General features: G+C 53.3%; 15 protein-coding genes. 14 read left to right on the top strand and 1 reads right to left on the bottom strand.

What is annotated here, in order from left to right; translation table 11 throughout:
• Window positions 1-156 precede the first annotated feature (156 nt).
• Window positions 157-1653 carry a reverse transcriptase domain-containing protein gene (locus ACOCLE_RS13855; RefSeq protein WP_419532951.1) on the bottom strand — a complete coding sequence of 499 codons (1497 nt, stop codon included), beginning with the start codon at window positions 1651-1653 and terminating at the stop codon, window positions 157-159.
• A 487-nt stretch (window positions 1654-2140) separates the two neighbouring features.
• Between ACOCLE_RS13855 and ACOCLE_RS13850 the strand changes: the two genes are divergently transcribed.
• The 14 genes from ACOCLE_RS13850 to ACOCLE_RS13785 all read left to right on the top strand — a co-directional run bounded on the left by ACOCLE_RS13850 (window position 2141) and on the right by ACOCLE_RS13785 (window position 12593).
• Window positions 2141-2536 (top strand): hypothetical protein, encoded by a 396-nt coding sequence (locus tag ACOCLE_RS13850; protein ID WP_419532950.1) that lies wholly within the window; start codon window positions 2141-2143, stop codon window positions 2534-2536.
• Entirely contained in the window at window positions 2529-2936 is a 408-nt protein-coding gene (locus ACOCLE_RS13845; protein ID WP_419532949.1) for a 3TM-type holin, read from the top strand. Before ACOCLE_RS13850 ends, ACOCLE_RS13845 begins: the two co-directional genes overlap by 8 nt.
• A gap of 2 nt (window positions 2937-2938) precedes the next feature.
• Entirely contained in the window at window positions 2939-3187 is a 249-nt protein-coding gene (locus tag ACOCLE_RS13840) for a hypothetical protein (RefSeq protein ID WP_066018346.1), read from the top strand.
• 56 nt (window positions 3188-3243) lie between these two features.
• Window positions 3244-3570, top strand: coding sequence for a hypothetical protein (locus tag ACOCLE_RS13835; RefSeq protein WP_419532948.1), 327 nt, complete (start codon window positions 3244-3246; stop codon window positions 3568-3570).
• The gene (locus ACOCLE_RS13830; protein ID WP_419532947.1) at window positions 3522-5150 is read left to right on the top strand and encodes a hypothetical protein; all 1629 of its coding nucleotides are present in this window, start codon (window positions 3522-3524) and stop codon (window positions 5148-5150) included. Before ACOCLE_RS13835 ends, ACOCLE_RS13830 begins: the two co-directional genes overlap by 49 nt.
• 109 nt (window positions 5151-5259) lie before the next feature.
• The gene (locus ACOCLE_RS13825) at window positions 5260-7305 is read left to right on the top strand and encodes a portal protein (RefSeq protein ID WP_419532946.1); all 2046 of its coding nucleotides are present in this window, start codon (window positions 5260-5262) and stop codon (window positions 7303-7305) included.
• Window positions 7306-7560: 255 nt separating this feature from the next.
• Window positions 7561-8544 (top strand): hypothetical protein, encoded by a 984-nt coding sequence (locus ACOCLE_RS13820; protein WP_419532945.1) that lies wholly within the window; start codon window positions 7561-7563, stop codon window positions 8542-8544.
• A gap of 57 nt (window positions 8545-8601) precedes the next feature.
• The gene (locus ACOCLE_RS13815) at window positions 8602-9468 is read left to right on the top strand and encodes a hypothetical protein (protein WP_419532944.1); all 867 of its coding nucleotides are present in this window, start codon (window positions 8602-8604) and stop codon (window positions 9466-9468) included.
• 114 nt (window positions 9469-9582) lie between these two features.
• Window positions 9583-9948 carry a hypothetical protein gene (locus ACOCLE_RS13810; RefSeq protein ID WP_066018817.1) on the top strand — a complete coding sequence of 122 codons (366 nt, stop codon included), beginning with the start codon at window positions 9583-9585 and terminating at the stop codon, window positions 9946-9948.
• 3 nt (window positions 9949-9951) lie between these two features.
• Window positions 9952-10605 (top strand): DUF6682 family protein, encoded by a 654-nt coding sequence (locus tag ACOCLE_RS13805; RefSeq protein WP_419532943.1) that lies wholly within the window; start codon window positions 9952-9954, stop codon window positions 10603-10605.
• A gap of 60 nt (window positions 10606-10665) precedes the next feature.
• The gene (locus ACOCLE_RS13800) at window positions 10666-11211 is read left to right on the top strand and encodes a hypothetical protein (protein ID WP_419532942.1); all 546 of its coding nucleotides are present in this window, start codon (window positions 10666-10668) and stop codon (window positions 11209-11211) included.
• The gene (locus tag ACOCLE_RS13795) at window positions 11211-11564 is read left to right on the top strand and encodes a hypothetical protein (protein ID WP_419532941.1); all 354 of its coding nucleotides are present in this window, start codon (window positions 11211-11213) and stop codon (window positions 11562-11564) included. Before ACOCLE_RS13800 ends, ACOCLE_RS13795 begins: the two co-directional genes overlap by 1 nt.
• Window positions 11565-11573: 9 nt before the next feature.
• Complete coding sequence (locus ACOCLE_RS13790) at window positions 11574-11945, top strand: hypothetical protein (protein ID WP_066017967.1); 372 nt, start codon at window positions 11574-11576, stop codon at window positions 11943-11945.
• Window positions 11946-11990: 45 nt separating this feature from the next.
• On the top strand, window positions 11991-12593 hold the full coding sequence (locus ACOCLE_RS13785) for a hypothetical protein (protein WP_066017966.1): 603 nt from the start codon (window positions 11991-11993) through the stop codon (window positions 12591-12593).
• Window positions 12594-12723: the final 130 nt, after the last annotated feature.

The raw sequence follows: 12723 nt of genomic DNA, 5'->3' as shown, positions 1-12723 counted from the left end.
GGCGGGCCTTTTGGTGAAAAACTGCCAAAGGCAGTTATCACACATTCTTTACAATGTTGAAACTATACTTTATCGATAGAGTATTCTGATTCTTTATAAAATATGTCTCTATAGTGGATTGCCGTAAAGCAGATAACACCTAATTAAACAGCTGCCTTAATATTCATAACTGTCTGCCATTGGACTAGTAATGCCAGATACGCCTGACTCGATAAGACCTTTCTTGATGGCATGGTATATTTTCATGAAGCTTGGTATTTTTAAGAGACGTTTTTTCTTAATCCGGTTAGTGTCACAATACTCAACAAACTCTTTTTTATTCAGGCTAAAAGGCTTTGTATGCCAGCATGGCAACCTATGCGAAGCGAGCATGTGCCCACGCTTTTTCATTGTGGTGTAAATGTTTGTCACTAGCCAGCCATCAAGATCACGAAGTTGATCTTCATTATTAATAATTGGATAGAAACTCATAATTCCTTTAAAGAATATTCTGTGGCTTCTACCTGATAAATAGGTAGTAATCATATCATCGTTTAGATTTCCATAAAGGTACCTTCTGATCTCACACATAGCACTTAATAAAGCATCATCCCTATCGTTGGATGGTATTTTTAAAGCCTTTAATGGTGAATTGTTTAATGGCTGAAGAAGGTGCTTGTACAAAATATAAGATATCTGTTTTTTGATTTTGGTAATTGAAGCATCTTTTATTGAGACATTATTAGCTGAAATTGCGTAGCCTAGAAACTCCACTTGAGACTTTCTACTAGCAAACTCTGACGGCATTTTCTCATCACATAATAGACTGATACCTTCAGACTTATCCATGTTTATGGATACGCCAGCATCATTTGAAAACTCTGTAATTATGTCAAAGGCTCTGCTTATTTTAGTGTAGTCTCTGGACCAAATTACAGTATCATCAGCATATCGTGCGAACTGTAAACCTTCTCTCTCAAATTGCTTGTCAAGTTTCCAGCATGCCAAGTTTGCAAGAAATAAAGAAATAGATGTTCCTTGAGGAATCCCTTGTTCTCTATTTGAAAGAAATGCTTTTATTACAGTCCGCTCTTCTTTGCTGATGTAAAATCCGTTTTTATCGAATTGACTGAACAAATACTCATGATCAATTGAGTCAAAGAATTTTGAAAAGTCGAATTCAGCAACAAATATTCGCGAGCTTTGAGATAGTTCTACAGCGATGTCTTGAATCGCAAAGTGTACATTTCGGTCGTTTCTATACGCATATGAAAATGAGCTAAATCTGTGTCTATTCTTCTTCAAAAGTCGATGATAGAAGAATGTCGATACTGCGGCATCAGGTATTTGATACTTTTCAACATCACGTGTGCCGCCAGATTTTTTGCGTATTTTTGCTACAACAGGATCAAATGGTTTATATTCACCAGATAAAATTTTTCTTGTGATAGATTTTGCAATACTATCAGCATTTTTATGTACGTAAAATGGATTGAATTTTTTATCTGAAGCCCAGTGCTCAGGCTTTTCTATATCAAGAAGCTTAGGGTTTTTTAATCGGCCTTTCTTTCTATTGTTTTCTAAGGCAATGGCATTGTGGTAAGCGTGATGCCTAAGGGCTAATTTTTTAGCTTCAAATGAAATATATTTAAGAAGGTTATTTTCTAAATTCATGAGATATCCATAAAGAAACCCAGCACCGCTGGTTTGGGTGCTGGGTGACCACGGGTACAACCTACGTAAAAGTTAGTCGCTACATACCTTGAAGATAAGCTTTATCTCTTCAAGTTCCCTGCATCAGCATAACTGCCTCAGTGCAAAGGGTCCCGCTCTCCCCCTTGGGGAATACAGCAATTCAATCCTATAAACTATACGACTGTCAATGTGTAAAAAGAGGGTGGGTGTATAAGTATTTGATCTTTGTTAAGTGGGTTTCAGCGAATGTTTAAACTAGCAGTCCCGCAGTGTGCGATGATAATAACATCGGTATTGACTCAAAGTGAGAGTAAAAGTACGGTAAAAGTACATGCTGGGAAATTACCCGGTCACTTAACCATTCCCTGCTTGCATCCTTCAGAAGAACCCGCTTAACGGCGGGTTTTTTTATGGTTGTTTGGCGGCAAATCACTTCCCAAGCTACACCACTAAAAAAAGGGACACCATGTACCGCTTTTCCGCTTCGTCCAAACGGCATTTGGCCAGTTGCGATGAACGGCTTCAGCTTGTCTTCAATAAGGTGATCCAGAACTACGACTGCACCATCATCTGTGGCCATCGGGGCAAGGTTGCCCAGACGCTGGCTTTTGAAGGCGGCAAGTCACAGGTGCAGTGGCCCAACAGCAAGCACAACAGTCTGCCCAGCAGGGCGGTGGACGTGATGCCCTTTCCGCTGGACTGGTTCGACTACCAGCGAGCTGCCCACTTTGCCGGGTATGTGCTCGGCATTGCCCAGGGCATGGGTATCAAACTGCGCTGGGGTGGTGACTGGGACAGGGACGGCGAAATGACCGACCACCAATTCATTGATTACCCACATTTCGAGCTCATGGATGATTAACCTCAACCCCATGGCAGGGATCGCCAAGGTGTTGATGGGGGGCCTCGACAGCCTGTTTACCTCCGATGAGGAACGGGCAAAGGCGGAGCTCTCGCTCAACCAGCAACTACAGCAGCCTCACATATTGCAGGCACTGGCCAACATCGAGGAAGCAAAACACCCAAGCCGATTTGTCTCCGGCTGGCGGCCTGCCCTTGGCTGGTTGTGTGTTTTCATTTTGGCGTGGACGTGGATAGTCCGTGACCTGATCATCATCGGGCTGAATCTGGCGGATCGCGCCGACATTGCCAGCCAGTTACCTGCGGCTGACACCAGTACGGTGATTACTTTGTTGCTTTGCCTATTGGGATTGGGGGGAGCGCGAACGGTGGAGAAACTGAAGGGCGTTGCCCGGAGGTAGCCATGGCCGACGAAGATCGCTTTAACCGGATTGAAGAAAAGCTCGATGGGATCACCCAGATACTCCAGACGCTGGCCAAGCACGACGAGCGAATGGTCAACCTGGCACTGCGGGAGCAACGCAGCGAGGAACGGCTGGACACCATCGAGAAGGCCGTGCAGAAAAACTCCGTGATCACCTCGGTGGCGCAGTGGGTGGCGATGACCGTCACTGCTGGTCTGATCGCCTACGCATTCAGGCACCTTATTTAGTCATGGCATTTCCCAGTAAATACAAACCAGCCATGTGTCAGCAGGTGAAAGACCTGATGGCCGAAGGTATGAGTCGCAAGGCTACTGCCGTGGAACTCGGCATCAGCTACAAGACGTTCCTGTCCTACATCGACAGACACGAAGACTTTGCCGCTGCCGTGGAGCAGGGCGATGTGCTGGCCGAAGCCTGGTGGGAGGATAAGTACATCAAGGGCGCACTGGGTCAGGCCGAGGTGCAGCCTGCCATGATGATTATGTACATGAAGAACCGGTTCAAGTGGCGGGACAAGCTGGAGCAGACCGTCATCAAGGACGAACTGGAAACGGTGGACGAATGGCTGGCAGCAAGGGACAGCGAAGCCGACAGCGAAGACGAGGACTGACCGGTAGAGAGAAGCTGCTGTTTGATTTCCGTTACTTTGCCAGCCTCTGCCTGAAGATCAGAACCAAGTCGGCCAAAGTGGTTCCCCTGAAACTGAACGCGGCCCAGAAGTACCTGCACAAGCGGATCAACCAGCAGCTCAAGCGCACCGGCAAGGTTCGGATCGTGGTGCTGAAAGGTCGGCAACAGGGATGCAGCACGTACACCGAAGCCCGGTTTTACTGGAAAGTCAGCAACAACCGGGGGCTGCGGGCCTACATCCTGACCCATGAAGCAGACGCCACGGCCAACCTGTTTGATATGGTGCTGCGCTACCACGAAAACCTGCCTGCCTTTGCCCAGAAGACACTCAGTAACAAGAGTGCCAAGCAGATGGACTTTACCCATGACTCCGGTTATCGGGTGGGTACCGCAGGCAACCGGGGAGCAGGGCGATCCAGTACGGCGCAGTTATTCCACGGTTCAGAGGTGGCCTTCTGGCCAAATGCGGATGAACACCTGGCCGGAGTCTTACAGGCGGTTCCCAATGAAGCAGACACTGAAGTCATCCTTGAAAGCACTGCTAATGGCGTCGGTGGTGTGTTTTATGATTATGTTATGGACGCTGCTGCTGGCCGTGGCGATTTTGAACTGGTGTTTATCCCTTGGTTTTGGCAGGAGGAATATCAAGCGGCAGCTCCGGCAGGCTTCACGCTCGATGATGACGAAAGATTTCTGAAGCAGACCTACCACCTGAGCGATGAACAACTCCAGTGGCGCAGGCAGAAGATTTACGAGCTGAAATCCGAAGACAAGTTCAAACAGGAATACCCCTGCAATGTGGAGGAAGCGTTCCTGTTCTCCGGCAGGCCGGTGTTTGATCCCAAGCACACCGAGTCGGCCAAGGTCGAGTGTTACGCCCCGAAGCAGTCCATCGAGCTGACCATCAACGGCGTGAACCGTAACAAGACGGGACTGCTGCAAGTCTGGGAGTTCCCGAAGACCGGCACCCAGTACGTGATCGGCTGCGATGTGGCGGAAGGGTTGGCACCGGTCAATGACAAGCATAAGCACGGTGACTATTCGTCCATTGATGTGTGTGACCGTGACGGCTATCAGGTGGCGCACTGGCATGGGCATGTAGCTCCGGACGATCTGGGCAAGATGCTTAATCACCTGGGGCGTTACTACCACAATGCCCTGATCGGCGTGGAGAGGAATAACCACGGTCTCACCACCCTGACCAAACTGAAAGACCTGAAGTACCCCAATCTCTACATGGAAACCACCGTGGACCAGCGAAGCCAGAAGCGCACCAAACGCCTCGGCTGGCAGACCACCACGAAATCCAAACCGTTAATGATCGACCACCTCGCCGCCTTACTGCGGGATGGCGAGTCGGGCATCTGCAACAGGGACACCATTGCCGAGTGCCAGACCTACGTCATCGAAGACAACGGCGCCACTAATGCCCAGGAAGGCTGCTTCGATGATCGGGTGATCAGCTACGCCATCGCCCAGCAGATGGTGCTCAAACTTCCACGACGGAAGATCAATATCAACGAGCTGAGGTATCGCTCGCCAGGAAAGTCAGCCTACTGATGGAACGGACAATCATTCTTTTTACCCAGCAGATGGTAGGGAGCTGGCCAGCCATTATGGCCGGACATCGCCTTGAATGGCAGCGACGCAGAGGCAAGAAGGTCAGGTAATGGAACACGGACTGGTGATGGTCGCTACCCCGGACGAGGTGACTCAGGACGAGCTGGATGCGGCTCTGGACAATGAGCGTCGTGAGCAGGCCGTGCGGGATGCCTTTGCCGCTGACCTGCAAAGCCGCTGGCAGGGATACCGGGAAGCCCGGCGGGAAGTGGAAGACGAGTGGCTGGAAGCACTCCGGGCAGTAAAGGGTGAGTACGGTCCCGAGCAGGAAAAGGTGATGGAAGAACAGCAGGCGTTAAGCCGGGTGTTTATCAAGATCACCGCCACCAAGGTCAATGCCGCTTATTCTCGACTGGTGGATCTGCTGTTTCAAAACGTGGACAGTTTCTGGGATATTGTGCCCAGCCCAATGGCCGACATTCCGGCGTCGATTAAACGACAGATCCGTATGATGGCCATTCAGGAACTGCTCCCCTATCGACTTGATCCCCACACCCGTAACCAACTCATCCAGGAACGAAACGATGAGATGGAACGGGCACTGATGGCCGAAGCACTGGAACGCGCCAACGAAGCCGCTATGAAAATGAAGCGGTTGATCAAGGACTACCTGATCAATGCCAACGCGCTCACCGAAATAAAAAAGATGGTGAAGGAGCAAGTCACCCTTGGCACTGGCTGTATCAAGGTGGCCACGTTGAATATCCGTAACCATGAGAAGTGGGAGAGCGAGGGTGATGAGTGGAAACTGATCGAGCGCCAGAGCATTGAGCCGGATATTGAATGGGCCAGTGTCTTTGATCTGTTTCCCGATCCCTATTCCCACGATCCCGGCAAGCCCAACGATCTGTTCCGCCGCCATGTGCTGACCAAACATGAGCTACGGGAACTGGCAGGCAGTCACGGTTTTGAGACCGAGACCATTCACGCCATTCTTATGGAGTCTCCCCAGGGGAACCATGTCCCTGAAGATTACGAACGGGAGTTGCGTAATATCAACGACAATGATGAGCAGTATGTGACGCCCAACCGTTTCGATGTCCTTGAGTACTGGGGACCGGTGGATGGCCAGCAGCTGAAGGAATACGGCGTTGATGACATCGATGAGCAGGCCGAGTATCAGGCCAACATCTGGATCTGCGATGGCCGGATGATTATGGCACGGCTCAACCCGTTGAAGCCGGAAGCGATCCCCTACAAGTTTGTTCCCTACGAAAGTGTGCTGCACCGGTTCTGGGGCATCGGCATTCCCTACATGATGAACGACTCCCAAGATGTGATGAACTCCACTGGCAGAGCCTTGCTGGACAATGCCGCCCTCACCGCTGGCCCCATGTTCCAGATGGATGTGAGCAAATTTCCGGAAGGCATGAGCCTGGAAGATGCCAAGAAGATCTATCCCTACCGACTCTGGTTTTATGACGGGGAAGCCGGTGAGGGGCCAATGATTCAGGCTATCAATATCCAGAGTAACCAGAAAGACCTGTCCGGCATCTTTGAACTGTTCCGGCGCTTTGCCGACGAGGAAACCTCACTGCCCAGCTACACCCACGGCGAACAGACCCAGAGCCTGAACAAGACCGCAAGCGGCATGAGCATGTTGATGACCGCCGCCAATGTGGCCCTGAAAAGCGTGGTGAAAAACATCGACGACTACGCCACGGTGCCCCTGATCGAGAGCCTGTTCAACTTTGCCATGCGCTGGGCGGAGATGGACGACAAACGGGGCGATCTGGACGTGGTGCCCATGGGCAGTGCCGCCCTGGTGGCGAAGGAGATCCAGAGCGAACGGATGATGAACGCCCTGAACGTGACCATGAACGAGGTACTGGGGCCGATGACCGACCACCGATACCTGCTGAACGAATACCTGAAAGCCCTGGATATTGACCCCGATAAAGCCCTGCGCCCTGAGGAAGAACTCTATGCACAACCCACTGCACCTGACCAGCCAGGAGGCGGAGGCGATCCTGCGGCTGGAAGGCAACCCGGATTACCAGACGCTGGTCGAGCACCTGCAACGTCGCCGGGCGGAACTGCTGGAGAAAATGTCCCACGCCCGGGATTCAACCGAATTGCGCATCCTGCAGGGTAAGACTCAGGAACTCAGTGATCTGATGCAACTGGCGCAGCGATCGCGAACCTATTTACGACAATAACTTTCGTCGCTCCCCGCTGTCCGCTCCCCGCTTCCCGTAAAAGCCAAACCAGTATCGTCTTTTACGGGTCGCGGGCAGCGGAAAGCGGGCGGCGAACAATGCCTGAAAGAACATGGACAAGCCCAGAGCCCCACGGACTTTCATAGGCGCAACCAAGTGGACAAGCCAACGAGCCCCACAGGGAGAGTGAAATGGCTATTGATGCCGAAAAACTGGATCAGGAAACCGATGCCGAACTGGCCGCCCTTATGGGTCTGACTACGGACGCCCCTGCCGCTTTTGCCCAGCAAGAGGACGAGCAGGACAAGCAAACCGATCAGAACCCGCCCGCTGATGAGCTACCCCCGCCACCCGAACCGGAGTCGGACGCTGATGACGAACCGTCAGAGCCGCCTGCTCCAGCATCCAATGACGATGACGGTGAAGACTGGCAGGACAAGTACACCAAGGCGGAAGAGTCCCGCAAGAATGCCCATGCCCTGATGACTCAGGCCACCCAGAAAGCCGCTGATCTGGAGCGGAGCAATACCGAGCTTCAGCAGCAGATGGCGCTGCTGAAGGCCAAGGTGGATCTGCTCAGTCAGCAGGGTACTGCTCAGCCAAACAGTGAGCCAGAGCCGTCCGACCAGTTCCAGGAACTCCGCAAGGACTACCAGGAGCTGGACCCGGTGTTCAACAAGCTGGATGAGTCGGAACAGCTCAACCGCAAACTGGAACAGCGGCTGGCCGCTATTGAGAAGGCTCGGCAGGAGCAGGAGGCGGAGCGGGCACAACAGGCATTCTGGAACAAGTTGCGCAGTCTGCATCCCGATGTAGAGCAGATCTCTGCCAGTGAGGATTTTAAAGGCTGGTTTGCACGACAGACTGCTGATGTTCAGGAGTTGAGTCGTGTCAGCCCACTGGGTGCAGCGCAGGTCATGAGTCTCTATAAAGAGGCCGCAGGTGTAAACAAGCCTGCACCGAAACCGGCACCCGATCCAGTACAGAAAATGCAGCAGGCAAAGCAGCTGAGTGAACCGCCGGTGCGGACCCACTCAGTCCCTAAAACCCGGGGGCACCAACCGACCCTGACGCTGGAACAGATTGCGGCCATGCCGCAGAAAGAGTTTAACGACAATGAAGAAAAACTCGACAAGATTCTGGCCCAGTGGATCAAGCAGGGAGGTCGCCTCTGAGGGGAGCGTTTAATCGTCGTCGTATAACCGCTTCCCGTGATTCAAAGGACTTGAATCATGGCAACGACCACATTTCCAACGGGGGCTATGGCCAATGCCCTGTCCGTTATTTACTCCAAGAAACTCAACGCGAAGTTCTATAAACGAACCGTGTTGGCGGCCATCTGTAACACCAAGTGGGAAGGCGAGATCCAGTCGGAAGGCTCCAAGGTGGTGATCCGTACCCGGCCTGATATTACGGTCGCGGATTATGACCGTGCCGTGGGGGTTGAGTACCAGGATCTGGAACCACCCAAGGTGGAAATGCCCATCGACAAGACCAAGTACTACGCTTTTGTGGATGACTACATCCAGAGTGTCCAGTCCAATATCGAGCTGATCAACGAGTCTTCTGCGGATGCAGCGGAAAATGTGAAGATCGCGGTAGACGGCGATGTACTGGGGAATATCTACACCGATGTGCATCCGGACAACAAGATCGACGGCGGTGGTACTGGCGTCGTTGTGGATAAGACCAATGTGCTGGATTACATCGTCGATATGGGCACGCTGCTGGACGAGAAGAACATTCCCGAGTCCGACCGCTGGCTGGTACTGCCACCCTGGGTCTGCGGGATGATCAAGAAGTCTGAGCTGAAAGATGCGTCGCTGGCTGGTGATGGAACCTCCATCATGCGTAATGGCCGACTCGGGATCATCGATCGCTTCACGCTCTATTGCAGTAATAATCTGGCCACTGCGTCGGGGGTGACTCAGTGCCTGGCGGGTGTGAAAGATTTTGCCGGGTTTGCGTCGCAGTTTATCAAGCATGAATCGCTGACGTTGGAGAAGCACTTCGGCATGGGACACCGTGGCCTGCAGGTGTATGGGTACAAGGTGTTGAAGCCTGATGCTGGTGTTCTGCTGGCAGCGAAGCGTTCTTAAATTTATCGCCGTTCGCTTCCCGCTGCCCGCTCTCCGTAAAAGCACGACGTATGATGTCTTTTTCGGGAAGCGGGCAGCGGGTGGCGGAAAGCGTTTTTCAGAGGAGCTGAAAAAATGGCATTTAACCTGGATACCTGCCGCAGCAAGGACGAACTGGAATCCTTTGCCCGGCAGATGTTTAACGTGGAGCTGGACAAGCGCAAGAAGCTGGATGAGTTAAAAAACGAAATACGTCAGCTGATGAACGGTGGTGAACCACTGGAACAACCGGAAGAGCAGGAAGAATTGGAAGCGCCGGACGTGACTGAGGTGCCCACCGCGTTGGCACAGTCAGTACCAACATCGCAACCAGGCCACCGAAAGCCGCTGCGATTTGTGCTGAACAAGAACAACCACAGCGTCTTTATCTACAACCCGAGGCTGAAGAAACGAATAGGCGTGGATCTGGAGTTCTGTGATCAACAGGGTAACCGGCTGTAGGTGATGAAGGTTACTGCTATTATCCAGCGGGTTCGTGACCTGCTTCAGGACAACACGGCCGTTCCCCGCTGGACCAATGCCAACCTGCTGGATGCCTATAACGAGGCGATACTGGCGGTGGTGCAGAACCGGCCTGATGTGAACTCTCAGCTCCTGCCCTTTACCTGTCAGCCGCAGGCGGTGCAGTCACTGCCGCCCGGCACTTACCGGTTGCTGGATATTGTGGACAATCCATCCACAGGCCGGACGGTGATTGCCTCCACCCGCAGCAGCCTCGACAGTCTGTTGCCCAACTGGACGACCGCCACCGGTACGGATGTGGAACAGTTTGTCTACGACCAGAAAAGTCCGTCCGTGTTTTATGTGTACCCTGTGCCCCCGGCGGATCACCCGCTTAATCTGCTGGTCAGCCAGGCACCCGCAGGAATAGCCATTACCGATTTTGACACCGACACCCAGTTATTCAGTCTGGATGAGCTGTGGATCAACCCGGTGATCAACTACATGCTGTTCCGGGCATTCAGCATGGATATGGAAACGGAAGCCAATATGCAGCAGGCGCAGAGTTATCTGGCCATGTTTGCCAACGACCTGGGGCTGAAGTGGAATGTAGATCAGCTTTTCCGGCAAATGCTTCAGGGCAAGGTGGAGGGATAGATGGAACTGGACACCTACCTTTCCCGCATACGCCCGTATGCCAAGGGCTGCCCGGATCAGGTGATCCGTAATTATCTGATCATTACCCTGCGGGATATTTGTCACCGTGCCAACCTGTGGCGACATCATGACAAGCTGTTTCTGGTTAAGGGTATCGAGGATTACACCCTGACCGCACCCACTGGCAGCGAGATAGCCACGGTGCAGAATCTCCTGCGGGAAGACGGCACCCGATTGGAAAGCCGTGATCTGCTGCCGCCTTACCTCGCTTCCGGTACCCCTTATTACTACCGCCATGTTGAAACCACTGCCCTGAGCGTTGCCCCGATCCCGGACAAGAATGTCATGCACGATATTGAGCTGACATTGATGCCATCGTTTGCTACCACAGAAGTGCCGGACGAGGTGGGCAACCTGACTCTTGAGTTTGCCTGCTGGGGTGTACTGGCGGATTTGCAAATGATGCCCGATGAGCTCTGGACCAACCCGCAGCTTGCAGAGGTCAATCGGCAGAAGTACGAGAAGGAACTCAACCGCAAGCGCATCCGTGGACTGGTCGGGGTCAGTGGTGGCGAACAGTCAGTAACCCGCAGGCGGTTTGTCTGATGGCCATTCCCGCTTCCACTACCCTGCCTGCCTTTATCCGGGGTGACAGCTATTCCGTGCCGGTGTCGTTCAGTAGTGAGGATGGCACGTCGCTGGACCTGACCGGGTGGACGCTGATCTTCACCTTGAAGTTTCACCGGATGCAGCCGGATGACGAAGCCGTGCTGCAAAAACGGATGACCGTATCCGGCACGACGGCGGTGATGTATCTGGCACCGGAGGAGACCAATGAGCTGACCCCCTACCGTTATGAGTTTGATGTTCAGGTCACCACTCCGGATGGTCAGGCGGTATCCACGGTGGCCATTGGAACGGTTGTCGTTCAGGCAGGCGTCACCCACGCATTGAGATAGGAGCCCGCGATGGCCAACGAGACGACGGTGGTCGCCACCCTTGGTAACGGCGTGGCCGTGGTGGCTGCCCAGCAGCAGAGCATTGCCGAAGACCGGCAAGCGATCGAGGAAGCCCTGGCCACTGGGTTGCCACAGATCGAAGAGGCTGTGGGGCGTGCCGATGCCCTGTCCAGCTCGCTGTGGGCGATGACCACGGAAAACCGGCAGCTGAACAGCGACATCACCCAGCACCATGGCGATATCCAACGCTGGCACGATGCCCATGAGGCCGACAAGTTGCAACTGACCGCCATGAAAAACGAGATGGAGGTATTGCATGACTCGGTGGCAGACCTGGTGAACCAGAGCCCTGCTGCCAATGTTAATGGCGGTTATTTCTGACCGCTTTTTCCCCTGAACCGTCATAGATAGACAGGAGCGTCAACCATGGCGAACACCATTCAGATCAAACGCAGTGCCATTACCAACACCCCGGCCAGCCTGGCGGAAGGGGAGCTGGCTTACTCGGAAGCCTCCGGGTATCTGTTTATCGGTGAAACCGATGGCTCCGTGACCGCCGTTGGCGGTGAAACGGTGGTCACAAAACTGGCCGGGATCGACGACAACGCCAATAACTACAGCCTGCCCACGGCCTCTGGAGCGACCCTCGGTGGTATCAAGGTCGGGACCGGTCTGGCCATTGATGGCAGCGGCGTGCTGACCGCTACCGGTTCCGGCGGATTGAATGAGGCGCAGGTGGATGCCCGGGTTCAGCTGGGGGTGGATGCCATTGTGGCCGGAGCCCCGGCAGCGCTGGATACCCTGAACGAACTGGCGGCGGCACTGGGGGATGACCCCGACACCATCAGCAACCTGACCACCCAGATCGGCACCAAACTGGCCAAGTCCTCCAACCTGGCGGATCTGACCAACGCCGCCACTGCCCGGAGTAACCTGGGGCTCGACAGCATGGCGCTTCAGTCAGCAGCCAGTGTCACCATCACCGGTGGTTCGGTGAACGGTGTGGTGCTGGATGGTGGCACCTTCTGATATATCCGTCATCTTTCAAGCTGCAACTGCGTTGGCTGCACTCGCTCACCCCGGTCACTTAGTCAATCTAAGCTCTCGGGTTTCGCTCCATTGCCGCCTTGTTGCAACTCCAAATACTTAGGATATACAC

Source organism: Endozoicomonas sp., from assembly GCF_965196975.1.
In the GTDB taxonomy this organism is placed as follows: domain Bacteria; phylum Pseudomonadota; class Gammaproteobacteria; order Pseudomonadales; family Endozoicomonadaceae; genus Endozoicomonas.
The sequence above is the reverse complement of the archived record's forward strand: the minus strand, read 5'-3'. Positions and strand labels throughout refer to the sequence as shown.

What these genes read in the sequence shown, in the direction of transcription:
- ACOCLE_RS13855 (WP_419532951.1), bottom strand. Translation starts at nt 1,653, where the DNA reads ATGAATTTAGAAAATAACCTTCTTAAATATATTTCATTTGAAGCTAAA.
- ACOCLE_RS13850 (WP_419532950.1), top strand. Translation starts at nt 2,141, where the DNA reads ATGTACCGCTTTTCCGCTTCGTCCAAACGGCATTTGGCCAGTTGCGAT.
- ACOCLE_RS13845 (WP_419532949.1), top strand. Translation starts at nt 2,529, where the DNA reads ATGATTAACCTCAACCCCATGGCAGGGATCGCCAAGGTGTTGATGGGG.
- ACOCLE_RS13840 (WP_066018346.1), top strand. Translation starts at nt 2,939, where the DNA reads ATGGCCGACGAAGATCGCTTTAACCGGATTGAAGAAAAGCTCGATGGG.
- ACOCLE_RS13835 (WP_419532948.1), top strand. Translation starts at nt 3,244, where the DNA reads ATGGCCGAAGGTATGAGTCGCAAGGCTACTGCCGTGGAACTCGGCATC.
- ACOCLE_RS13830 (WP_419532947.1), top strand. Translation starts at nt 3,522, where the DNA reads ATGGCTGGCAGCAAGGGACAGCGAAGCCGACAGCGAAGACGAGGACTG.
- ACOCLE_RS13825 (WP_419532946.1), top strand. Translation starts at nt 5,260, where the DNA reads ATGGAACACGGACTGGTGATGGTCGCTACCCCGGACGAGGTGACTCAG.
- ACOCLE_RS13820 (WP_419532945.1), top strand. Translation starts at nt 7,561, where the DNA reads ATGGCTATTGATGCCGAAAAACTGGATCAGGAAACCGATGCCGAACTG.
- ACOCLE_RS13815 (WP_419532944.1), top strand. Translation starts at nt 8,602, where the DNA reads ATGGCAACGACCACATTTCCAACGGGGGCTATGGCCAATGCCCTGTCC.
- ACOCLE_RS13810 (WP_066018817.1), top strand. Translation starts at nt 9,583, where the DNA reads ATGGCATTTAACCTGGATACCTGCCGCAGCAAGGACGAACTGGAATCC.
- ACOCLE_RS13805 (WP_419532943.1), top strand. Translation starts at nt 9,952, where the DNA reads ATGAAGGTTACTGCTATTATCCAGCGGGTTCGTGACCTGCTTCAGGAC.
- ACOCLE_RS13795 (WP_419532941.1), top strand. Translation starts at nt 11,211, where the DNA reads ATGGCCATTCCCGCTTCCACTACCCTGCCTGCCTTTATCCGGGGTGAC.
- ACOCLE_RS13790 (WP_066017967.1), top strand. Translation starts at nt 11,574, where the DNA reads ATGGCCAACGAGACGACGGTGGTCGCCACCCTTGGTAACGGCGTGGCC.
- ACOCLE_RS13785 (WP_066017966.1), top strand. Translation starts at nt 11,991, where the DNA reads ATGGCGAACACCATTCAGATCAAACGCAGTGCCATTACCAACACCCCG.